Source organism: Marinobacter salsuginis, assembly GCF_009617755.1.
Lineage (GTDB): Bacteria > Pseudomonadota > Gammaproteobacteria > Pseudomonadales > Oleiphilaceae > Marinobacter > Marinobacter salsuginis.
Map to the genome: position 1 here is coordinate 1,635,124 of NZ_BGZH01000001.1, position 21,897 is coordinate 1,657,020.

Genomic DNA, 21,897 nt, shown 5'->3' on the forward strand with positions numbered 1-21,897 from the left:
CCAGTTCGGGAATCAGGTTTTTCCGGTCAGCCGTTCCAGCAGTACCAGTTGGGAGGCCAGGCGCTCTTCGTCCTCGCCAGGCTGGTTCTGGATATAGCTGCCGTCCGGTTGCAGCACCCAGGACTGGCAATTGTCGGCGAGGTAGGTGTCCAGATCTTCCCTGACTCTGGCGACCAGCTCGGGATCATCCAGCGGGAAGGCGGTTTCCACCCGGCTGAGCAGATTACGCTCCATGCCGTCGGCGCTGGAACAATAGACATCCGGGCGGCCGTTGTTGCCGAAGTAGTACACCCGGGTATGCTCAAGGAAACGTCCGATGATGGACCTGACCCGAATATTCTCGGAAAGCCCTGGCACCTCTGGGCGCAGGCAGCAGATACCGCGGATAATCAGATCGATCTTCACACCGGCCTGGGAGGCGCGGTAAAGCGCCTTGATCAGCTGGATTTCCGTGAGCGCATTGAACTTGAAGATAATCCGGCCTTTCTCGCCATAGCCGGCTTCGCGCTCGATCAGGCTGAGCAGGCGCGAGTGCAGTGTGAATGGCGAGTGGAACAGCTTCTTGATCTTCAGGGCCTTGCCCATGCCCGTGAGCTGCTGGAACAGCTTGTTGACGTCGTCACCGATAGACTCGTCACAGGTCATGAAGCTGTAATCAGTATACAGGCGGGCATTGCCGGCGTGATAGTTACCGGTGCCCAGGTGAACATAACGACGCAGGCGCCCCTCTTCGCGACGGACAATCAGGATCATCTTGGCGTGGGTCTTGTAGCCGACCACACCGTACACCACGATCACCCCGGCCTCCTGCAGCCGGCTGGCCAGCTCCAGGTTCTCCGCCTCACTGAAACGGGCCCGCAGCTCGATAACAGCGGTAACCTCTTTGCCACGACGCGCGGCGTCCGCCAGGGCTTCAACAATTTCTGAATCGGCGCCGGTGCGGTAGAGAGTTTGTCGAATCGCCAGAACCTGGGGGTCCTTGGCGGCCTGGCGCAGCAGATCCACTACCGGGCTGAAATTCTCATAGGGATGCAGCAGCAGGATTGGACGCTTGCGGATGGCGTCGAACATTGATTCCTTGCTGCGAATCTGCCTGGGAATGGACGGTGAAAACCCGGAATAGGTCAGATCCTGACGGTCTACCAGCCCACCGACTGCCATGAGCCGCGTCAGGTTGACCGGGCCATGCACCTGATACAGATCCCGCTCGGTCAGACCAAACTCCTTGAGCAGGAACTGAACCAGCTCTTCCGGGCAGTTGTCGGCAACCTCAAGACGCACACCATCACCGAACCGGCGGCTGAGCAGCTCACCACGAAGGGCCGAGGCCAGGTCTTCCAGGTCATCCTCCAGCTCAAGGTCAGCGTTTCGGGTCAGCCGGAACTGATAGCAGCCTTTCACCTCCATTCCGGGAAAGAGCTCATCGGCATGGGCGTGGATCATGGACGACAGGAACACCAGGTTGTCGCCACCGTTACAGACATCATCAGGAAGCCGGACCAGACGTGGAAGCGAACGGGGTGCAGGCACGATCGCCATACCGGTTTCCCGGCCGAAGGCATCCTTGCCGTCCAGCTCCACAATAAAGTTCAGGCTTTTGTTGACCAGGCGTGGAAACGGGTGCGACGGATCCAGCCCGATGGGGCTGACCACCGGAAGGATCTCCTCTTCGAAGTAAGTGCGCACCCACTCCGCCTGCTCCGGCGTCCACTCCCGGCGACGGACAAAATGAATGTTCTCCTGTTCCATTTCCGGAATCAGAACATTGTTGAGGATGTCGTACTGTTCGCGAATGTACTCGTGGGCAACACGGCTGATTTCCGCCAGCGCCTGCTCGGGCATCATGCCGTCGGCACCAACGGTTTCCCGGCCGTACTTCATCTGCTGCCGCAGGCCGGCAACACGGATCTCGAAGAACTCGTCCATGTTGCTGCTGAAGATGCAGCAGAAAATCAGACGGTTGATCAGTGGGTGGGTCGTATCCAGTGCCTGCTTGAGAACCCGGTAATTAAACTGGAGCTGGCTCAGTTCACGGTTGAAGTAGTTTTCGTTGGCGTCCAGGTTGATTTCCTCACCAACCGGGGGCACGTTCACCGGAGCAGGCACACTCCGCTCATCCCCTGCCGTCTGATTCTTCGCCGTATCCGTTGTCATGATTCCTCGATTCCAGTTTGCTCGCCGCTACCGGCGAATGACTTGCTTGACCTATCCGTGTTTTCGATCCCGCATCAGTCGGGCCGCGCGCACCGCAAAGTAGGTCAGGATTCCATCGGCCCCTGCCCTTCGCATGGCCATCAGGCTCTCCATCATTACCGCATCGCCATCCAGCCAGCCGTTCTGGGCTGCCGCCATGTGCATGGCATACTCACCGCTGACCTGATAGACAAATGTCGGCACCCGCAATTCCGTCTTCACCCGATGCACGATATCGAGATACGGCATGCCGGGCTTGATCATCACCATATCCGCGCCTTCGGCCAAATCCATGGCAACCTCATGCAATGCCTCATCGCCGTTGGCAGGATCCATCTGATAGGTGGACTTGTTGCCCTTGCCGAGATTGGCCGCAGACCCCACCGCATCCCGGAAAGGTCCGTAATAACTCGAGGCGTATTTGGCAGAATAGGCCAGGATTTTCGTATTCACATGACCGCCGTTTTCCAGGGCTTCGCGAATGGCACCTATCCGCCCATCCATCATGTCTGACGGTGCCACCACATCGGCACCGGCGTCGGCATGGGAAAGCGCCTGATTGACCAGCGCCTCGACGGTGACGTCATTCAGCACATAGCCGTCGTTGTCGATGATGCCGTCCTGGCCATGGGTGGTGAAAGGGTCCAAGGCTACATCGGTAATCACACCGAGTTCCGGATGCGCTGCCTTCAGGGCGCGAACCGCCCTCTGCGCCAGCCCCTCAGAATCCCAGGCCCCGGAGCCGGACAGATTCTTGTTTTCGGACGGAACAACAGGGAACAGCGCAATCGCCGGGATACCCAATTCCACCAGCTCCGCCGCCTGCTCAACCAGCAGATCAATACTCAGGCGCTCCACCCCTGGCATGGAAGGTACCTGTTCCCGCTGTCCCTCGCCCTCCAGCACAAACACCGGATAGATCAGGTTGTCCGGCGTGAGCTGGTTTTCCCGAACCAGGCGACGGGAAAAGTCGCTGGCCCGGTTACGGCGCAGGCGGGTGGCGGGAAACGCACGGGGAGTCGGAATCGGCACTGACAACCTCCTGAATGGCTGAACAAATAATCTGATGGGCCAGCGCGGCATCGGCCGGGCGCCCTTTGCGTCATCATACACGGCCAGCGCCGCTGGTTGCAGACTCCCTCAGCAGGATAAGGCGATTAAATGACAGGCTGATTACCGGATCGAATCCAACGCCCGGGCACGGATCCGTTCGGTTTCATTGAAGTGGCTGGCTCTGAGTCGCTCCAGCGCTTCCCTGCGTTCCGGTTCGGCCAGCCCGGAGGACAACAACCGGTCCCGCTCCCCGGCATAGGCCTGCCAGCGGCGGTCCCAATCCTGTTGTTCCGCCTCAAGCCGGGCCAGCCTTTCCGCTGCTGCATCACCAAAAGCTTCCCGGCGCCAGGCCTCAAGAGCCCTGGGGTCATCCGACAGCTCCTGACGAACCTGCTCATAGTCCGCAAACCGGCGTGTTTCCTCCCGGGCCTTGCGGAGGGGTTCCGGAAGGGAGGACTCAGCCTGGCGCAGGGCTTCGGCTTTCTGCTCGTCGGTCAGACTGTCATCGCTTGCAATCCTGAGTTTCTCGACCTGGAAACGATCCACCGCTTCATCGTCGGCAAAAAAAGCGTTGGCCGTGTCGGCGTCCAGCCAGGTACGGCGCAGAGCCTGGATCTCTGCCATCCTGCGCTGCAGCTCCCCGGCCCCGAGCCCGGAAACCTCTCCGTAGCTCTGTTCCAGTTCCGAAACTGCCAGCTTGTAGTCCAGATAGGCGCCAAGGGTTACCAGGGCCTGGGCTCTCGCCGGCTCATCGAGAACCGACAGGGCCCTCTGTATGCGAGCCACCAACTGCGGCAGGGATTCCTCGCCCAGGGCAGAGAGAAAATACTCAAACAGCTGTCGCAGTTGCGGGGTTGGTATGAGATTGCCCAGCCGGTCCGTTCGGGCCCAACCGTCCGGCACTGACGTACCCGCCAGCGAGGCTGGTAACTGCTCAGGAACAGGAACCGAGGACGCGTTGTTCACCAACTTCGATGGTGCGGCAGTAACATCCTCCCGGGCCACTGATATCGGCGGTTCCCCGGTGGTCTGCGGCGCATTCGAGTCGCCATGGCTGGCAAGATCTGCTCTCATCAACCAGAAGCTGACAACAGCTGCTATTATCAGTAGCAAAACAAGCAAAAGACGGAAATGGGACTTCATTGCCACAGGAATTCCGGGTCTTCGGGTGACTGACGGCTTGCCCAGGTTACCGGCGCAAAACCACAGAGAATGAGGATAAACGAGGCTGGCCAGTCATACCGAGACAGGGATCAAAAATGGAGCCGGGGCGGAGCGCCCCGGACTGCCGTGCCAGCGTTCAGAGGGAGCGGTTGTTAAAACCCACATCCACCTTTCGCGGCGTGTCAGAGCGGAAGGAGGTATCCACCTCCTGAATTTTTCCGCCCTGGCTCAGGAAGGCTTCGATGTCTGCCTGCAACTGTGCACGAACACGTGCACGGCCGGCTATGGAATGGTTGTCGTCACTGTCGCTGGTCCAGCCTCCGGACTGCTCCAGGTTGCTTTCGTCGAATTCACTCATGATCTTTTCTCCATCAACGAAAACAGATGGTCGAGTGCTGCGACCCCGCAGGGGACCTCACTCCGTATCGACGAAGTCCGCCTGCGGCCTCGCCTTGGCGTCTTTATAATCTGCTTTTGGTGACCACGCTATTTCTTGGCAACGTCTTTTTTGTAATTTTTTGTAAGCATTGACAACCAATTGAATTGCATGCGGAAATTTTACATTCGTCAGTAGATCAAAAAAATTGACACAAAGAATGAATAATGATTCACTACTTTTAGGGAGCCGGAATGGCCTATCGAGAAACAGAGAAAATGCGCCAGCGTAAAGCCGAGGCGCGAAAACGAATCGTGGAGTGCACTTATCAGTGCGTGGCCGAGGGCGGCTTCAGAAGCGCCCGCATTACCCGGATAGCCGGTTTGGCCGGCGTTGCCACAGGAACTATTTACCGGCATTTCGAGTCCAGAGAGGACCTGTTCGCGGAAATTTTCCGGTTGGCAACCCAGCGGGAAGTCGACAAGGTTGCCGAGGCCCTTGGCTCCCCCGGGAACGCAGCTGAACGACTGGAACGGGCACTCAGACAATTCGCCGAGCGGGCACTGAAAGGCCCGCAAATGGCCTGGTCGCTGATTGCCGAGCCGGTGGACCCGAAAGTCGAGGAAGAAAGGCTGGCGTATCGCAAGGCCTACGCCAACCTGTTTGAGAAAGCGATCCGCGAAGGCATTGAAGAAGGATGCATCCCGGATCAGGACGCTCTCCAGAGCAGTACATGCCTGGTCGGCGCCATCGCGGAAAGCCTGGTTGGCCCACTGTCACCCACACAAACCAGCCAGGCGAACAGCGCAAAAGAAGACAACAATGACCCGCTGGTCAATTCCATCATTCGCTTTTGTATGCAGGGGTTGACCGGCACCAGGAGGTAGCTATGAACGCGCGGCAGCCCCAGCCAGAGATGCCATTAAAAGACCAGGAAGATCGCTATCTGGCCAGCACCCACGAGGTCTTCAACCAGCCTCCGGCTCTGGAGAACTACAACCTGTTCGAGCAGGATATCGCCCTGCAGGAAGCAGCCCTCCGTGAAGGGGCCGGCAAGGCAGCCGAGGATCTCAAGGCATTCGGGGCTCTGGCCGGAGCAGCGGAAACCATCGACCTGGGGTTTCGCGCCAACGCCAACAAACCGGTGTTCAATACCCACGACCGCTACGGCCACCGCATTGATGAAGTGGACTTCCATCCGGCCTACCACGAGCTGATGCGCATCGCCTTCGACAACGGCCTGCACAGCAGCCCCTGGAGCCATCCAGGACAGGGTGCACATGTTGCCCGCGCTGCCAAGTACTACATGCACTCCCAGGTAGAGGCCGCCCACTGCTGCCCCGTGACCATGACCTTCGCCGCCATTCCGTCGATCCGGAAACAACCGGAGCTGGCGGCGGACTGGGAAGCCCGGATACTGGCCGACAGCTATGATCCCCGCAACCGGCCGGACAGCCAGAAATCCTCGGTTACCATTGGCATGGCCATGACCGAGAAGCAGGGCGGCAGCGACGTTCGCGCCAACAGCACCAGAGCCTACCCGATCGGCACTGGCGGCCCCGGCCAGGCCTATGAGCTGGTGGGCCACAAATGGTTCGTTTCTGCCCCGATGTGCGACGCCTTTCTGGTGCTGGCCCAGACACAGGGAGGCCTGTCCTGCTTCCTGATGCCCCGCTGGCGCCCGGACGGCACCAAGAATCCCTGGCAGGTCCAGCGTCTGAAGAACAAGATGGGCAACGTCGCCAACGCCTCCAGCGAAGCCGAACTGCGCGGCGCACTGGCCTGGATGGTTGGCGAGGAAGGCCGTGGTGTACCCACCATCATTGAAATGGTCGCCATGACCCGCTTCGACTGCATGATCGGCAGCTCCGCCGGCATGCGCCAGGCCATCGCCCAGGCCAGCCACCACTGCCGACACCGCAGCGCCTTTGGCGCCCGCCTGGTCGACCAGCCCCTGATGCAGAACGTCCTGGCCGACCTGGCCCTGGAAAGCGAAGCGGCGCTGGCCTACACCATGCGCATCGCCCGCGCCCTGGACAACCAGGACAAGGAACACGAACGTCTGCTGGCGCGCCTGGCCACCCCCGTCGGCAAATACTGGATCTGCAAGCGCACACCGAACCATGCCTACGAGGCCATGGAATGCATCGGCGGCAGCGGCGTGATGGAAGACTGCATCATGCCCCGGCTGTTCCGGGAATCGCCGGTCAACGCCATCTGGGAAGGCAGCGGCAACGTCCAGTGCCTCGACACCCTGCGCGCCCTGCAAAAAGAGCCCGACACCCTCGACGCATTCTTCAAGGAAACCGCCGAAGCCAAAGGCGCCGACCGCCGCTTCGACCAGTTCCTGGCCCAGCTACAACACGACTTCGCCGACATCAGCGATTTCCAGTACCGCGCCCGAAACCTCGTCGACCGCATGGCCCTGGCCCTGCAGGGCTCCCTGCTGCTGCGACACTCGGATGCCGCCGTCGCCGACGCCTTCTGCGCCTCTCGCCTGCAGTCCAATGGCGGGATGAACTACGGCAACCTGCCCTCGGGCACCGATCCGGCATCCATTATCAAACGGGCGACGCCTGTAGTAGGCTAGACACAACAGAATCCAACTGAGAGATCGAGAACCGGCGGGGAACTCCTTTCCAAAACCTTGCGGAGCCATGGATGGCGGAGCAGAGCGTACAAGGACGTATTCACAGCGTGTTTTGGAAAGGAGTTCCCCGCCGGTTCCTGCACCCAAGTCTATGTCTGAAGCACTCAGAAAACTCCTGCGGGAAGGCCACGCTCCCCAGCAGCCAGTCATCACCCCCCACGTGGGCGTGCTGACCCTGCACTTCCAGCTTTACGGCTGCGACGACCTCAAAGCCAAGCGCAAAGTCTTCACCGCCCTGAAGGCCGTCTGGGGCAAAGAACCCGACCTGGCCGTCGCCGAAACCGCCGACCAGGAGGCCCTCGACTGCGCCACCTGGACCATTGCGGCCCTTGGCACCTCATCCCAGCAGATCACCCAACGCCTCGACCAGATCGAAAAAGCCATCGAAGAACGCGTGGATGCTGCCATACTGGATATACACCGGGAGATACTCTGACCGGAAAATCCCGGGCAGCAGCCGTGTGGCGTAACCCGTTGTCAGGCCGTATACTACGCCCCCTCAGGGATGCCAGTGCGCCTGCCAGCGGCGGGTGACCAGAAACCAATGCCGGACATGAATGCCGGCCGTATCCGCAGGGCATCCGGAACCGGCCCTTCGGATGACCACTGAGTGTGAGTGGCACCTATGACCGGAAAGAAAAAATCCGCCCAGGCTTCGGTAGAGGCCATGTATCGCGTATTCACGGTGCCTGAGGCGCCGGAATCGACGCTGAGCCGGATTGACCAGAACATCTCCAGCAATCTTGCAGGCTTTCTGCAGGAGCACATCGTAGCGGTTGAGCGGGATCTCTCGGATGTGGAGAAAGACTTCTCCGATTACAGCATCCCCGAGAAGCCTGTCTTCGTGTCTGAACAGGCCCAGTTCCTGCTCGACAAACTGGTGGCCAACTCCGTTCACACTGCGTCGCCGGCCTTTATCGGGCACATGACCTCAGCGCTGCCGTACTTCATGCTGCCGCTGTCGAAAATCATGATTGCCCTGAACCAGAACCTGGTCAAAACCGAAACCTCCAAGGCCTTCACGCCCATGGAGCGCCAGGTACTGGGCATGATCCACCGACTGGTATACCAGGAAGACGGCGCTTTCTACCGAAAGTGGATGCACGACCCCCGTTACGCCCTGGGGGCCATGTGCTCGGGCGGCACCGTCGCCAACCTCACCGCCCTGTGGGTTGCCCGCAACCGGGCGTTCCCCGCAGAAGGCAGCTTCCGGGGTCTGCACCAGGAAGGCCTGTTCCGCGCGCTGAAATACTACGGCTACGAAGGCGCCGCCATCGTCGTCTCCCGCCGCGGACACTACTCCCTGCGCAAGGCTGCCGACGTGCTCGGACTGGGCCGCGAGTCCCTGATACCGGTGGATACCGACGACGAAAACCGCATCAATACCGATGCCCTGCGGGACAAATGCCTGGAACTGCAGCGTCAGAAGATCAAAGTCATGGCCATCTGCGGCGTGGCCGGCACCACCGAAACCGGCAACGTCGACCCTCTGGACGCCATGGCCGACATCGCCCGGGAATTCGGCGCCCACTTCCACGTGGATGCCGCCTGGGGCGGGCCCACCCTGTTCTCCCGCACCTACAAACACCTGCTGCGCGGCATCGAAAAGGCAGACTCCGTCACTTTCGACGCCCACAAACAGCTCTATGTCCCCATGGGCGTAGGCCTCGTGGTCTTCCGAGACCCCAGCTTGGCCAGCGCCGTGGAACACCACGCCCAGTACATCATCCGGAAAGGCTCCCGGGATCTCGGCAGCACCACCCTTGAGGGCTCGCGGCCGGGCATGTCCATGCTGATCCACTCCGGCCTGAAAATCCTGGCCCGGGAAGGCTACGAGATCCTGATCGATCAGGGCATCGACAAAGCCAAGACCTTCGCGGACATGATCGAAGCCGAATCGGATTTCGAACTGGTCACCAGGCCCGAACTGAACATCCTGACCTACCGCTACTGCCCGGAAAACGTCCAGGAAGCCCTGGCCATTGCCGACCCCCTACAGGCGGAAAAGCTCAACACCTGCCTGAACCGGATCACCAAGTTCATCCAGAAAACCCAGCGGGAACGGGGCAAGGCATTCGTGTCACGGACGCGCCTGGAACCGGCCCGTTACTTCAACTTCCCGTGCATCGTGTTCCGGGTGGTACTGGCCAACCCGCTGACCACCAAAGAAATCCTGGCGGACATCCTTTCGGAACAGAGAGAGTTGTCCCGGGATGAGGGTATCGAGGATGAGATCAGCATCCTGCACCAGATGGCGGATGCGGTATTGAAGCAGGCAACGCCAAACGCCAAACAGGCTTGAGTACGGCGGGAAACACTGGAGCCTGAAGAGTCGGCTGGGGGGACGTTTCAAAAACTGTGCGGAGCCAGGGATGGCGGAGCCAAGCGTACAGGGGTGAAGCAGAGCGCTGATGAAGCGAAGCTTCATGCGATAGCTGAACGACAGCAATCTAGGATTGCTGGCTGGACCCCGCAGGGGGATTCACAGCGTGTTTTTGAAACGTCCCGCCAGCCGACTCCTCCCCGAGCTTTCAGGCCAAGAGCCTGGATTAGATCAGTAAAGCGCCTCTTCATCATCCAGCACATCGTGGATGATATCCAGGAACATCTTGTCCGCTTCACTCCAGTTCTCCGGAATCCGGATGTTGGTGCTGGCACTGATCTCCTGTGCAATCAGCTCCTCGGCATTCGGCTGACCGCGATGCTTGCGAGCGATTTCCATGGATTTTACGGCAATAGTCGGATCGCTCAGAACCTTCTTGATAAAGGTCCTCAGCTCATCAATCATCTTCGCCTGACGGCTCTCAACGGATGAACTCATACTTCACTCCATGGACAAATAGGCTTGCGGGGTGAAACACCCCTTTTTAAAGATAGTATGACCAAACTCGGTTTATACAACCAGCCCGGTCAGATCAACAAGCCCCGGAGCGTAAAGAACAGCGTCGCCGCCATGATGGCAGATGCAGGCACCGTAATGATCCAGGCTGCGGCAATTCGCACAAGGTGCGAACGCTTGACCATCTCTTCGCGGTAAATCTTCTTCAGGCGCTTGCGCTCCGACTTGGACAGGGGTACCTGCTTTTTCTTCTTCGCCTGTTTCAGCAGATTCTCCATCTCCTCAACCGAGGCATTGCGAAAATCATCCAGGAAAGGCTTGAGACGCTCCTGCTCTGCCGGATCATGGTGCTCCATGATCTTGTGCAACTGGGTTGCATAGTTGGACTTCAGGTACTCGCGAAGGAAGCCAACGCCGAACACGCCACCGATTGCGATATGGGTGGAGCTGACCGGCAGGCCCAACTGGGACGCAAGAATCACCGTGAGTGCCGCCGACAGGGCAATACAGAAGGCCCGGGTCTTATCCAGTTCGGTGATCTCACTGCCAACGGTCTTGATCAGTCGCGGCCCAAACAGCATCAGGCCAACGGCCAGACCCAGGGCGCCTACCATCATCACCCACATCGGGATACTGGCGGAAGTCACCACAGAATTCGCGGACAGGGCATCGTTGATCGCCGCCAGCGGACCAATGGCATTGGCAACGTCGTTGGCGCCATGGGCAAAGCTCAGCAATGCCGCAGCAAAAATCAAAGGCCAAGTGAAGAGGGTATTCACGCCTGCTGAACTGTTCTCCATGGTCGATGCCATGCGCCCCACCAGGGTACGCATGATGAAAAAGACCACGGCAGCCGCGGCAAGGCCGATGAGCGTAGCCTCAAGAAAATCGACTTTCACGATCTTCTTGACGCCCTTGATCATCAGATAGGTGCCAAAAGCCCACGCCATAATTGCGACCAGCCAGGGCACGAACGTGCGGGCGGCCGGAATGACTTCCTTGCGATAAAGCACGGTCTTCTTGATCGCGAACAGGAAGAGGGCCGCCAGAGCACCACCAAGAACCGGGGAAATCACCCAGCTGGCGGCAATCTTGCCCATCACCGCCCAGTCAGCGATCCCCCAGCCACCGGCGGCAATACCGGCGCCCAGAACGCCGCCAACGATGGAGTGAGTGGTGGACACCGGTGCACCCATCCAGGTGGCCAGGTTCAGCCAGAGCGCGCCCGCCAGCAAGGCGGCTGTCATCAGCCAGACAAAAGCCCGACTGTCTTCCAGATTGGAAGGATCGATGATGCCGCCCTTGATGGTGGACACCACGTCACCGCCGGCGATAATCGCACCACCGGCTTCAAAAATTGCGGCGATAACAACAGCCGCGCCCAGGGACAAGGCCCCGGAGCCCACGGCAGGGCCCACATTATTGGCAACGTCATTGGCGCCGATATTGATCGCCATGTATCCGCCAATGACCGCAGCGGCCATCAGCAGCATACTGTTGGGCATTCCCTGACTGAATGATCCGACAGTCAACCATACGCCAAGTAAGAAAAGCAGGCTGATGCCGACCCTGTATCGTTCCGTGGTAGGGCTGGTAAGAAGGGTATCCAGGTATCCGCTCGAACGGGCCATAACAGATCAGGTCTCGTTTAGTCTGTGAGGATTGGGGGCGACCTCAGTCGCGCGGCAACTATAAAATTTTTGACATGAAAATGAAATAAAACGGTCACAATTCGCACAGACTAAACACATCACAGACTGGAGTGCAAAAACCCATTAAATTGACTCATAATTCCAAAAATAAGCGTCAAAATTACAAAAACAGCAGAATAAGGTCCCCATGCCCCATTCACCCTCCTCCGGACAGCTGGCTGCCGGCGAGCGGGAAGACGGCCAGGTTTCGCGACTGCTTACCTGGCTCTCGGCAACCGCTATCGTTTTTCTTATTGGCATCGGAACCAAGGCCTGGTTTGCCGGGCACTTGACCCATGCCTGGGTGCTCTGGTCATTCATCGGCCTGATCGCGCTGAATATGCTGTACTTCGCCAGCACCGGAAACCGTGCGCGCCAGAAAGCCGGGATGATCGTGATTGTGGGGCTGCTGTTCACCTACCTGATCGCCTCCGGCGGTGAGAGCAACACCGGGCCACTCTGGTTTTATGTCTTCCCTCCTCTGCTGTTTTATCTGACCGATCTCAAAACCGGCACGGCCGTTCTGCTGTTCTGTTACCTGATTGCCGTCGTGGTATTCCAGTTTCCGGGGTTGCCCCTGGTCTCCGCGGAATACAGTATGGATTTCAAGATCCGTTTTTTTGCAGCCCTGACCTTCGAATCGATTTTCTGTTTTGTCCTTGAAGCCAGCCGACTGAAAGCACGCAACGAACTTCTGATCCTTGCCGAAACCCACGAGCACGCCGCCCGCACCGATGAGCTCACCGGGCTGGCCAATCGCCGTGAAATGCAGAACCGCCTCAACATGGAGTTTTCCCGTTACCAGCGTTCCGGCCACCATTTTTCCATTGCCCTGATCGATCTGGACCTTTTCAAACAGATCAACGACCGATTCGGACACGACGCTGGCGACCATGTCCTGCGGGAGTTCGCCGCATTGATGCGAACCGTGATTCGCCAGGCGGATGTCGCGGCCCGATGGGGAGGTGAAGAGTTTCTGGTCTTGTTGCCGGACACTTCCCTGCTCCAGGCCCTCACGCTGGCTGAGCGATTACGGTCCCAGGTTGCCCGCCATCCGTTCCGGTTCAGTGATCAGGCCTTGCCGGTGACCATCAGTGCCGGTGTCTGCTCCATTGCCAAGGCCCGCTCCCTCGACGATCTGCTCAAGCAGGCCGACCTGAACCTCTATAACGCCAAGGAAGCCGGGCGCAACCAGATAGCACCGCGGGTTCGAAGCCAGGAAAGCGGGACCTCCGCCAGTCTCTCGCCTTGAGGCAGCAAATTACTACCGCTATGATCGTGCGCCACTGAACAACCGTAACGTCATTTCCATGGCAGCGAACAGGTAACCTATGACATCACTCAGAATCCTGGTGGGCAGCGTCTACGGTGGCGCACTCCTGACGGCCAGAACCATCAAAAAGGAGCTGGAAAAAGAGGGGCACCACGTGACCGTGCTGGAAAATCCGGCGCTGGATGACATCACCTCGAACGATGATCCACTTCTGGTGTGCACCTCCACAACCGGGCAGGGCGAACTGCCGGCGAACCTGTTGCCCTTCTACCTGGACCTTCGGGATCAACTGCCCCAGCAGCCAGGCCGGCCGTTTGGCATTATCGTGCTGGGCGACAGCTCTTACGGTGATACCTTCTGTGGCGCCGGCGACCTGATTGAGGAAGCTCTGTACGAGACTGCCGCCCGCAAGGTTGGAGACACGCTTCGGATTGATGCACTCGAAACCATGGAACCGGAAACCGAAGCACTGCCCTGGGTCCGGTCATGGCTGGAGCAGGTATGAGCCACAGCTACAAAAATTTGCCAAACAGGACCCGCCGGTGACTTGAGCCGCCAAAGGCGACACGCCATACTCGTCTGGACAACGACAATTAAACGGTACGACGTGGCATCCATTTACTGGCTTCGTTTACTGATAACGCTTCTGCTGTTATCGGGTCTGGCCGCCCCATCCCTCGGGGCTGAGGTTTCCTATGTTCCGCAGATCGAGTATCTGCGCACCGCCACCGATAACAAGCTCACAGCCAGTGAAGCCCTGGCTTCCGACGACTGGCAAACGCTCGAGGAAGAAAGCCCGAATTTTGGCTATATCCAGGACATCGTCTGGCTCCGGTTTCCGGTGGGCCACCCTGCGACGATCAATCTGCTGGAAGTTCGTTACTCACAACTGGACGAGCTGACCTTTTTCCTGCTTGAGAACGATCGGATCGCACAGCGCGTGGAAACCGGCGATCACGTTCCCTTTGACCAGCGCCCGATACTGCACCGCCATTTCCTGTTCCCTTTTGAACAGAGCATTGCCAGCGAGTATGAGATATTGCTTGAGGTGCGCACAGACGGTGCCATGCAGATTCCGGTGCGACTCTGGAACGCCCAGGCGTTTTTCGAGCACTCATCCACGGAAGACCAGATGCATGCGGTCTATTACGGCATCCTGATCACCGTCATTTTCTTCAATCTGTTTATTTTTGCCGCTCTACGAGAGCCGGTATACCTTCTCTACGTTCTTTCAACACTGGGCTACCTCCTGCTGATTGGCAGCCTGAACGGGACTACCTTTCAGTTTCTCTGGCCCCACAGCCCCGCCCTACAGAATCAGATCATGTTGCTGACGGTGCCCTTCTCTCTGCTGTTCACGCTCATTTTTTCCCGTTCGTTCCTGAAGCTTGAAGCCACCGGCCCCGTTCTGAACCGGCTCGTAGTGTTCATGGTTTCCGTGAATGCAGTAGTTGGGCTTATGACATTCTTCCTGGACTACAGCACCGGCAGTCGCCTGACCGTAGCCCTGGCAATACCCAGTTGTCTGCTGCTCACTGTACTGGGGCCGGTGCAATGGTGGAAGGGAAACCCGCAGGCCGGCTATTACACCGTGGCCTGGGCCGCATTGACTCTGGGCAGCGCGATTACGGCGGCTAACAAATACGGTTTGCTGCCCAACAATTTTGTGACCACTTACGGTATGCAGATCGGATCGGCACTGGAAGCCATTCTGCTAACCCTGGCTCTGGCGGCACGGCTTTATCAGGAACGGCAGGACAAGGTCGAGGCGCGGGAAGCGGAACTGAAGGCTCTGGCGGCACGGCGGTCAGCAGAGCTGAAGCTGATGGATCATGCATTGCACAACCCCCTCACCGGCCTTCCCAACCGGGGCAGTCTGGAGATGATGCTGAATGATCTGATGATTCGCAGCCCGGAGCGACGCTATGGCATTGCGGTCATCCACCTGAACAACTTGCAGTCGGTTACCAAAACCCTGGGGCATCGCAACAGTGACCGGATTCTGGAACTGGCATCCAAGCATTACAATGCCGTGGCGCGGGAGCTTCCGGGCACCCTGCCGGTGGAACAGAGTGACCAGCGCAATTTTTACCTGGCATCACTGGATCCTCAGACCTTTGCGTTCATTGTCGACGCCGATGCCACAGGCGCCGTGCCCAGGGCCATTCTCAAGGCTCTGGAAGGCATACGCTACCCGATAGACTATCTGGGCATGCAGATTCCCCTGGACCCAAGGCTTGGGGTGGCCATCTTTCCTGAACACGGCACGGATGCAAACACCCTGATACGCCGTGCCGTCATCGCCGAAGGCTCGGATTCCGCGTTAGAGCGCGGTATTGCCTATTACAAGTCCAAAAAAGACTCTTACAGTGCCGACCGGCTGACCATGGTGTCGGAGCTGCGACACGCCCTGAACACCAACGAGCTTGTCCTGTTCATGCAGCCCAAGCAGAGCCTGAAGACAGGTCGGATTGTCGGAATTGAAGTTCTGATTCGGTGGCCTGGCCGGGCGAAACCGATCCGCGCCGATGAGATAATTACCCTTGCGGAACAGACGGGCCTGATCAAACCGCTGACCCGGTGGGTACTCGAGCAATCACTGGAGCTGCGTTCACGGTTGCTGGATCGTGGCTGGCCTATGAACATATCCATCAACATCTCGCCCAACAACCTGCGGGAACCGGACTTTCCCATTTTCGTTCAACGTTTGATGAACAGCTATCACAGCCATCAGGGCGCCATTATTTTCGAAGTAACCGAAACCTCCATGATGCAGGACCCGGGCAACTCTCTGAAAGCCCTCAACTCTCTGAGCGCCACGGGTATCCCGGTATCAATCGATGACTTCGGCTCCGGGTATTCCTCCCTGTCCTATATCAAGCAGTTGCCCGCAAGCGAGATCAAGATCGATCGTTCACTGGTTACCGAGCTCACCACCGAGGCGGAAGACCGTGTGATTGTCCAGACCACCATTGAAATGTGCCACAGCCTGGGCTACCAGGTGGTGGCAGAAGGCGTGGAGGATGACGTCACAGCCAATCTGCTCCGGGACATGGGCTGCGACATGATCCAGGGCTACCTGCTGACGCCGTCGCTGCCGTTTGATGAACTGTTGGAGTGGCTGGAGCGCAGTCAACAACAGCCCGAGCGGCGCAAGCTGGGGTGACTGGCTAGGACCTCTGCCGGATCAGCGCTTCCTGGGTGGTGGATGCCACCAGCACCCCCTCCTGATTGAAGAAATTACCGCGATTGAAACCCCGCCCGGCCGACGCGCTGGGGCTGTCCTTGTCGTACAGCAGCCATTCGTCCATGCGGAAATCCCGGTGGAACCAGATCGCGTGATCCAGGCTGGCCACCTGCAGCCCCTTACTCATGAAGGTCAGGCCGTGTGGGTTCAGTGAAGTGCCGAGAAACTGGAAATCCGATGCATAGGTCAGCAGGCAGCGGTGCAGCACGGGATCGTCGGGAAGATGCCCCTGTGCGCGGAACCAGCTCTGTTTATGGGGCGGGCGCTTCTCCGGCTTCAGGGGGTTGACCGGGTTCACCGGCCGAATCTCGATTGGGCGGTCGCGGGTCAGGATCGGCCGCATTTTTTCCGGCACCTGGGGGGCCAGCAGTTCGCCCCACTCCTGTTCCGAGCGCAGTGTTTCCGGGTCCGGCGCATCCGGCATGGTCAGCTGATGCTCGAAACCCTCCTCGGCCACCTGAAACGACATCGACCCGGTCAGGATTTCCTTGCCATCCTGACGGGCAATAACCCGACGTACCGAGAAACTGCCACCATCGCGGACGCGCTGGACCTCGTAGTCGATGGGCATGCTCTGGTTACCAGGGCGCAGAAAATAGGCATGGAGGGAGTGACACAGGCGACCTTCGACCGTCCGGCTGGCCGCCATCAACGCCTGGCCGAGCACCTGGCCGCCAAACACGTTGGGAAAGCCCAGATCCTCACTGTCACCCTGGAAATGATCGTCACCGATGGGCGAGAGATCCAGCAACTCCACCAGTCTCTTGGTTACCTCAAGCATGCCTGCTCCTGTGATTTCGTTAGCACACGAAGGAGTTTTCTACCGCAAGCGGCGAAATTTCGCAACGGAAAGCCGTGATCGGTCATTATAAAACAGCCCCGTGGGAACGGGGCTGTCGCATGGAACGGGAGAGTCAGCCGTGTATCGGTGGCACTTCCTTCGAGAGGGCCTGCTTTTCCATGGCAAAGCTGCCGGTCACCGCAAATCCAAGGACATCGCCACCGGGGCTCTTGAACAGTGCCTTGACGCTGGTGCCATCCTGCTCCACCTCCCAGCTGCCCTCGGCCTCCGAGGGTGGCGGGCAAACCGCCGTGGGACAACAGGGGGTTTTGATCATCACCGGCATGGTGCCGTAGCTCACTTCAGTGCGCTCACCCAGCAGCGTTTTGGCAAGCGCCCGGGAACAGGCCATCAGCGGCAACACATACAGCAGGACGTGTCCGTCCACTTCGGCGCAGTCGCCGAGTGCGTAGACATCCGGTGCCGAGGTCTCCAGAGCGCGATTGACGACGATGCCACGGGACGTCTCGAGCCCGGCAGCCCGGGCCAGATCGGTCCTGGGACGCAGGCCGACAGCGGACAGTACCAGATCTGCCTCGAGAACTTCGCCATTGGCCAGGGTAAGACTGACACCATTACCCTGGCGGTCCACCCGTTCAACCACGGTACCCAGGTGAAAGCCAACCCCCAGATTCTCCAGCTCCTGCTGGACAGCGCTGGCCGCAGCCTCCGGTAGCAATCCGGGCATCACCTCCTCGGAGGGTGCAATTACCTCAACGTCATAACCGCCGTTGCGAAGGTCGTTGGCAAACTCACAACCGATCAGACCGGCCCCCATGATCGCCACCCGCTTGCCCTCGCCCAGGGCTTCCCGGAAGGCGCGATAATCCATCAGGTCATTGATAGAGAACACATGCTCCTGAGCATCCCCGTCGAGGCTAAGCCGGATTACATCGGCACCCCAGGCGAGGACCAGCTTGCTGTAGGCAAGGCGTTCATCACCGAGAATCAGTTCGTGGGCGTCGGTATCAATGCCGGTAACCGTGGCAAAGGTGCGGATCCGGACGTTCAACTGCTCTGCCATGGCGTCGGTCGCGCCCTGGGCCAGCCCGTCGGCATCCTTCCCCTTGGTAAAGCCGGTGGACAACATGGGCTTTGAATAACTCACGCCATCGTCGGCGGTCACCATCAGAACCGGTGACTCCTTGTCCTGCTTGCGGATTTCCCGTGCCAGCGAATAGCCGGACAACCCGGTACCAACGATGATGATGGGGGCCTGTTCAGTCATAACCGCATTCCTGTATTTAACGAACCCTGGCAGATTTCACCTGCCGCGCGCCGGTCAAGATCAGCCGATCTCGATCATCTCGAAGTCTTCCTTACCGACACCGCAATCGGGACAGACCCAGTCTTCCGGTACATCTTCCCACTTGGTACCAGGCTCAATGCCGTCCTCGGGCCAGCCCTCGGCCTCATCGTAAATCAGGCCACAAACCACGCACTGCCACTTCTTCATAGGTTTTCTCCAAAAAATCAGTCGGGCGCAATAATAATTGTCGGACAATCATGCACGCAAGTGTTTAGTTCGCATAACAGATACGAACAACTGTCGAATCAGGCCATCATACCCATCGCTCCGGAATTGACCAATGCCAATACCGACGGCCCCGCCGGGGGTTTTCTGCCAATAGCCACAATTACAGATCTGACAACAGAAGCCGCCCCTCCCTTCTGCCGCCCCTCTCCGGTATAATCGCCGGTTTTACGACAGGACCGACCGATATGACCGATACCGTCGCCGAAATGAACCAGGTAATGGCCGAGGCCGACTGCCTGGTCGATGAACAGCAGGTACAGACTGCAATCGGCAACCTGGCCGACGATATTACCGCCCGCCTGAAAGACAGCAACCCCCTGCTATTCTGTGTGATGAATGGCGGACTTATCCTTACCGGACAACTGCTTCCCAGACTCCGGTTTCCGGTCCAGGCCGAATACCTGCACGCCACCCGTTATCGTCAGGAAACCACAGGCGGCATCCTTGAGTGGAAGTTACAGCCCGAGGCCGACATGAACGGCCGTACCATCCTGATTGTCGATGACATTCTTGATGAGGGCACCACCCTGTGCGCCATCGCCGACTACTGCCGCGCCCACGGCGCCCGTGAAGTGCTGACGGCGGTTCTTGTCGACAAGCAACACGACCGCAAAGCCCGCCCGGATCTGAAAGCCGATTTCACCGGTCTGGAAGTGGAAGACCGCTTCCTGTTCGGCTACGGCATGGACTACAAGGGCTACTGGCGTAACGCGCCCGGCATCTATGCTGTCAAGGGACTCTGACATCGACAGCCGCCTGACCATACCTCCGACGGACTGGTACCAATCGCTGACGGCTGCCGGCCTCCGAAATCCGAAAGTGCATGGGCCCGCCCGGTACTGGCTGCAGGTTGAGGGCTCATTTACCCGGGCCCTGCAGAAACAATGCAGCCGCTCCTTTCACGTTGAGGTCCGCCGCGAGGGTTTTGCAACGCCCACACAGGAAGAGGCCAGACATCTTGGCATTCCACACCGGCAGTTCGCATGGATACGGGAAGTCAGCCTGTGTGGTGATAACCAGCCCTGGGTTTTGGCCAGAACGGTCATTCCCCTGAACTGCCTGGAAGGTGAGGGCCGACGACTGCTGCACCTGGGAAACCGGCCGTTGGGCGCCTACCTGTTCACAAGCCCCCATTGGCGACGGGGACCACTGGAAACCGGGCTCTGCAACCCGGCACTGCCCGGGCAGCCGGAACTGGCCCGTCGCTCCCTGTTCAGCGGCCACAACAGCTCCCTGCTGGTTGGTGAATACCTGCTGCCAGCCCTGTTTCAGCGGAGCACGCTTTAACCGGCCTCCTGCGACTGGCTATAATCGCTGTTCTCATTCAATTCCCAGAACACCAGACGGACGCCCGCCATGCTGCCTGATGTTGTGCCAGAACCTATCCAGCGCCGGTTGGCCGATTATGCCAGCCTGCTGAGAATCGACCGCCCGATCGGCACCCTGCTCCTGCTGTGGCCAACCTACTGGGCCCTCTGGCTGGCCGGTGATGGTAGCCCCGGGCTTGGCAACGTTATTGTGTTCACCCTGGGCGTCTTCTTCATGCGTGCGGCCGGCTGCGCCATCAACGATTTCGCCGACCGCGACTGGGACAAGCACGTCAAACGCACAAAGGATCGTCCTCTGACCGCTGGCCGGGTCAAACCCTGGGAAGCGGTGGCGCTGTTCGCCGGCTTGTGCCTGGTTTCCTTCCTGATGGTGGTTCTGTTCACCAACCCGCTGACTCTGTATCTCTCCTTCGGCGGTGCGCTGCTGGCGTTCATCTACCCGTTCATGAAGCGCTACACCCATTTTCCCCAGCTGTTCCTCGGCGCAGCTTTTTCATGGGCCATCCCCATGGCCTGGGCGGCGGAAGCGGGGGAGCTGAGCCAGCTCACCTGGCTGTTGTTCACGGCCAACGTGCTCTGGACCGTGGCCTACGACACGCTCTATGCCATGGTGGACCGTGACGACGACCTGAAAGTGGGCATCAAATCCACGGCCATCCTGTTTGGCGATGCCGATAAAGCGATCATTGCCATGCTTCAGGGCATGGTGGTGCTGATACTGATCATGGTAGGCCACCGCGCTGAACTGGGCACTTTCTATTACCTGGGTGTTGTGGCCATGGCCTGCCTGTTCGTGTACCACCAGTACCTGGCGCGGGAACGGGAACGTGAGGGTTGCTTCAAGGCGTTTCTCAATAATAACTGGGCCGGCTTTGCGGTTTTTGTGGGCCTGGTGATTGATCTCATGGTCAACTGAACCTGTCATATACTTGTAACACTTGAGCGTTGTAATGAGGCAGCAACAAATCAAGGTCTGACACAGGTTAACGCCCATGAATGGAAAAACTGTCCTGATCGTCGATGACGAGGCACCGATTCGCGAGATGATCGCCGTGGCCCTCGAAATGGCAGATTATGACTATCTGGAGGCAGAGGATGCCCGGGAAGCCCATGCCCTGATTGTCGACAAACAACCGGATCTCGTGCTCCTCGACTGGATGCTACCCGGCACCAGTGGTGTGGAACTGGCACGTCGCCTGAAGAAAGAGGAAGCGACGGCCGACATTCCCATTATCATGCTCACCGCCAAGGTTGAGGAAGACAACAAGATCCAGGGCCTGGAAGTGGGTGCCGACGACTACATCACCAAACCCTTCAGCCCACGGGAGTTAGTTGCCCGTTTGAAAGCGGTCCTGCGTCGTGCAACGCCACCGGGCGTAGACAGTCCGATTGAAGTGGAAGGCCTGACCCTGGACCCGGTCGGTCATCGCGTCACCACCCAGGAGGGTGCCCTTACCATGGGCCCCACCGAATACAGACTGCTACAGTTCTTCATGACCCACCAGGAACGGGTATATACTCGCTCCCAGCTTCTGGACCAGGTCTGGGGTGGCAACGTCTACGTTGAGGAACGGACAGTCGATGTACACATCCGCCGGCTCCGCAAGGCGCTCGGCGACAAGTACGACCACCTGATCCAGACGGTACGGGGAACCGGCTATCGTTTCTCGACCAGAGCCGCGTAAGTAACTCCGGCCAGCTGAGC

The 21,897-nt window shown here is 59.0% G+C and carries 20 protein-coding genes; 11 read left to right on the forward strand and 9 right to left on the reverse strand.

The features are described from left to right. Positions 1–12: 12 nt before the first annotated feature. The 4 genes from ppk1 to GJU83_RS07585 all read right to left on the reverse strand — a co-directional run bounded on the left by ppk1 (position 13) and on the right by GJU83_RS07585 (position 4,768). Positions 13–2,154: a polyphosphate kinase 1 gene (gene ppk1 / locus GJU83_RS07570; RefSeq protein ID WP_153633990.1), complete on the reverse strand. Its 2,142-nt coding sequence runs from the start codon at positions 2,152–2,154 to the stop codon at positions 13–15. 51 nt (positions 2,155–2,205) lie between these two features. Then, positions 2,206–3,225, reverse strand: a complete 1,020-nt coding sequence (gene hemB / locus GJU83_RS07575) for a porphobilinogen synthase (RefSeq protein WP_153633991.1) — start codon at positions 3,223–3,225, stop codon at positions 2,206–2,208. 141 nt (positions 3,226–3,366) lie between these two features. Continuing rightward, complete coding sequence (locus GJU83_RS07580) at positions 3,367–4,320, reverse strand: lipase secretion chaperone (protein ID WP_228715157.1); 954 nt, start codon at positions 4,318–4,320, stop codon at positions 3,367–3,369. 226 nt (positions 4,321–4,546) lie between these two features. Then, a complete protein-coding gene (locus GJU83_RS07585) occupies positions 4,547–4,768 on the reverse strand; it encodes a hypothetical protein (RefSeq protein ID WP_069182139.1) in 222 nt (73 codons plus the stop codon). A 272-nt stretch (positions 4,769–5,040) separates the two neighbouring features. Here GJU83_RS07585 and GJU83_RS07590 point away from each other — a divergent pair, with 272 nt between their 5' ends. The 4 genes from GJU83_RS07590 (at position 5,041) to panP (ending at position 9,738) form a co-directional block, all read left to right on the forward strand. Continuing rightward, entirely contained in the window at positions 5,041–5,673 is a 633-nt protein-coding gene (locus GJU83_RS07590) for a TetR/AcrR family transcriptional regulator (protein WP_136629886.1), read from the forward strand. Positions 5,674–5,675: 2 nt separating this feature from the next. Further along, positions 5,676–7,376 (forward strand): isovaleryl-CoA dehydrogenase, encoded by a 1,701-nt coding sequence (locus GJU83_RS07595; RefSeq protein ID WP_153633993.1) that lies wholly within the window; start codon positions 5,676–5,678, stop codon positions 7,374–7,376. Between the two features lie 151 nt (positions 7,377–7,527). Further along, on the forward strand, positions 7,528–7,872 hold the full coding sequence (locus GJU83_RS07600) for a DUF503 domain-containing protein (protein WP_014578525.1): 345 nt from the start codon (positions 7,528–7,530) through the stop codon (positions 7,870–7,872). 189 nt (positions 7,873–8,061) lie between these two features. Next, positions 8,062–9,738 carry a pyridoxal-dependent aspartate 1-decarboxylase PanP gene (gene panP / locus GJU83_RS07605; RefSeq protein ID WP_069182142.1) on the forward strand — a complete coding sequence of 559 codons (1,677 nt, stop codon included), beginning with the start codon at positions 8,062–8,064 and terminating at the stop codon, positions 9,736–9,738. A gap of 252 nt (positions 9,739–9,990) precedes the next feature. On the opposite strand, the gene GJU83_RS07610 is transcribed toward panP, so the two are convergent. Continuing rightward, a complete protein-coding gene (locus tag GJU83_RS07610) occupies positions 9,991–10,257 on the reverse strand; it encodes a hypothetical protein (protein WP_069182143.1) in 267 nt (88 codons plus the stop codon). Positions 10,258–10,346: 89 nt separating this feature from the next. Further along, positions 10,347–11,906, reverse strand: coding sequence for an inorganic phosphate transporter (locus GJU83_RS07615; RefSeq protein WP_069182144.1), 1,560 nt, complete (start codon positions 11,904–11,906; stop codon positions 10,347–10,349). Positions 11,907–12,114: 208 nt separating this feature from the next. On the opposite strand from GJU83_RS07615, the gene GJU83_RS07620 reads away from it, so the two are divergent. The 3 genes from GJU83_RS07620 (at position 12,115) to GJU83_RS07630 (ending at position 16,405) form a co-directional block, all read left to right on the forward strand. After that, a complete protein-coding gene (locus tag GJU83_RS07620; protein WP_069182145.1) occupies positions 12,115–13,218 on the forward strand; it encodes a GGDEF domain-containing protein in 1,104 nt (367 codons plus the stop codon). Positions 13,219–13,297: 79 nt separating this feature from the next. Next, the gene (locus GJU83_RS07625; protein ID WP_069182146.1) at positions 13,298–13,744 is read left to right on the forward strand and encodes a flavodoxin; all 447 of its coding nucleotides are present in this window, start codon (positions 13,298–13,300) and stop codon (positions 13,742–13,744) included. Between the two features lie 102 nt (positions 13,745–13,846). Then, positions 13,847–16,405, forward strand: coding sequence for an EAL domain-containing protein (locus tag GJU83_RS07630; RefSeq protein WP_153633994.1), 2,559 nt, complete (start codon positions 13,847–13,849; stop codon positions 16,403–16,405). A 4-nt stretch (positions 16,406–16,409) separates the two neighbouring features. On the opposite strand, the gene GJU83_RS07635 is transcribed toward GJU83_RS07630, so the two are convergent. The 3 genes from GJU83_RS07635 to GJU83_RS07645 all read right to left on the reverse strand — a co-directional run bounded on the left by GJU83_RS07635 (position 16,410) and on the right by GJU83_RS07645 (position 18,783). Next, the gene (locus tag GJU83_RS07635) at positions 16,410–17,267 is read right to left on the reverse strand and encodes an acyl-CoA thioesterase (RefSeq protein WP_069182148.1); all 858 of its coding nucleotides are present in this window, start codon (positions 17,265–17,267) and stop codon (positions 16,410–16,412) included. A 133-nt stretch (positions 17,268–17,400) separates the two neighbouring features. Beyond that, positions 17,401–18,555: an NAD(P)/FAD-dependent oxidoreductase gene (locus GJU83_RS07640; protein WP_069182149.1), complete on the reverse strand. Its 1,155-nt coding sequence runs from the start codon at positions 18,553–18,555 to the stop codon at positions 17,401–17,403. Between the two features lie 60 nt (positions 18,556–18,615). Next, on the reverse strand, positions 18,616–18,783 hold the full coding sequence (locus tag GJU83_RS07645; RefSeq protein ID WP_008173532.1) for a rubredoxin: 168 nt from the start codon (positions 18,781–18,783) through the stop codon (positions 18,616–18,618). Between the two features lie 266 nt (positions 18,784–19,049). Between GJU83_RS07645 and GJU83_RS07650 the strand changes: the two genes are divergently transcribed. The 4 genes from GJU83_RS07650 (at position 19,050) to phoB (ending at position 21,877) form a co-directional block, all read left to right on the forward strand. Then, complete coding sequence (locus tag GJU83_RS07650; RefSeq protein WP_069182150.1) at positions 19,050–19,607, forward strand: hypoxanthine-guanine phosphoribosyltransferase; 558 nt, start codon at positions 19,050–19,052, stop codon at positions 19,605–19,607. Further along, the gene (locus GJU83_RS07655) at positions 19,588–20,151 is read left to right on the forward strand and encodes a chorismate--pyruvate lyase family protein (protein WP_153633995.1); all 564 of its coding nucleotides are present in this window, start codon (positions 19,588–19,590) and stop codon (positions 20,149–20,151) included. The genes GJU83_RS07650 and GJU83_RS07655 overlap by 20 nt, the downstream gene beginning before the upstream one ends. 69 nt (positions 20,152–20,220) lie before the next feature. Further along, entirely contained in the window at positions 20,221–21,108 is an 888-nt protein-coding gene (ubiA, locus tag GJU83_RS07660; RefSeq protein ID WP_153633996.1) for a 4-hydroxybenzoate octaprenyltransferase, read from the forward strand. Positions 21,109–21,184: 76 nt separating this feature from the next. Then, positions 21,185–21,877, forward strand: a complete 693-nt coding sequence (phoB, locus tag GJU83_RS07665; protein ID WP_069182153.1) for a phosphate regulon transcriptional regulator PhoB — start codon at positions 21,185–21,187, stop codon at positions 21,875–21,877. The last annotated feature ends 20 nt before the right edge of the window (positions 21,878–21,897 follow it).

Coding starts and splice junctions, on each gene's coding strand:
- ppk1 (WP_153633990.1), bottom strand. CDS start 2,154: ATGACAACGGATACGGCGAAGAATCAGACGGCAGGGGATGAGCGGAGT.
- GJU83_RS07580 (WP_228715157.1), bottom strand. CDS start 4,320: ATGAGAGCAGATCTTGCCAGCCATGGCGACTCGAATGCGCCGCAGACC.
- GJU83_RS07585 (WP_069182139.1), bottom strand. CDS start 4,768: ATGAGTGAATTCGACGAAAGCAACCTGGAGCAGTCCGGAGGCTGGACC.
- GJU83_RS07590 (WP_136629886.1), top strand. CDS start 5,041: ATGGCCTATCGAGAAACAGAGAAAATGCGCCAGCGTAAAGCCGAGGCG.
- GJU83_RS07595 (WP_153633993.1), top strand. CDS start 5,676: ATGAACGCGCGGCAGCCCCAGCCAGAGATGCCATTAAAAGACCAGGAA.
- GJU83_RS07600 (WP_014578525.1), top strand. CDS start 7,528: ATGTCTGAAGCACTCAGAAAACTCCTGCGGGAAGGCCACGCTCCCCAG.
- panP (WP_069182142.1), top strand. CDS start 8,062: ATGACCGGAAAGAAAAAATCCGCCCAGGCTTCGGTAGAGGCCATGTAT.
- GJU83_RS07610 (WP_069182143.1), bottom strand. CDS start 10,257: ATGAGTTCATCCGTTGAGAGCCGTCAGGCGAAGATGATTGATGAGCTG.
- GJU83_RS07615 (WP_069182144.1), bottom strand. CDS start 11,906: ATGGCCCGTTCGAGCGGATACCTGGATACCCTTCTTACCAGCCCTACC.
- GJU83_RS07620 (WP_069182145.1), top strand. CDS start 12,115: ATGCCCCATTCACCCTCCTCCGGACAGCTGGCTGCCGGCGAGCGGGAA.
- GJU83_RS07625 (WP_069182146.1), top strand. CDS start 13,298: ATGACATCACTCAGAATCCTGGTGGGCAGCGTCTACGGTGGCGCACTC.
- GJU83_RS07635 (WP_069182148.1), bottom strand. CDS start 17,267: ATGCTTGAGGTAACCAAGAGACTGGTGGAGTTGCTGGATCTCTCGCCC.
- GJU83_RS07640 (WP_069182149.1), bottom strand. CDS start 18,555: ATGACTGAACAGGCCCCCATCATCATCGTTGGTACCGGGTTGTCCGGC.
- GJU83_RS07645 (WP_008173532.1), bottom strand. CDS start 18,783: ATGAAGAAGTGGCAGTGCGTGGTTTGTGGCCTGATTTACGATGAGGCC.
- GJU83_RS07650 (WP_069182150.1), top strand. CDS start 19,050: ATGACCGATACCGTCGCCGAAATGAACCAGGTAATGGCCGAGGCCGAC.
- GJU83_RS07655 (WP_153633995.1), top strand. CDS start 19,588: ATGCTGTCAAGGGACTCTGACATCGACAGCCGCCTGACCATACCTCCG.
- ubiA (WP_153633996.1), top strand. CDS start 20,221: ATGCTGCCTGATGTTGTGCCAGAACCTATCCAGCGCCGGTTGGCCGAT.
- phoB (WP_069182153.1), top strand. CDS start 21,185: ATGAATGGAAAAACTGTCCTGATCGTCGATGACGAGGCACCGATTCGC.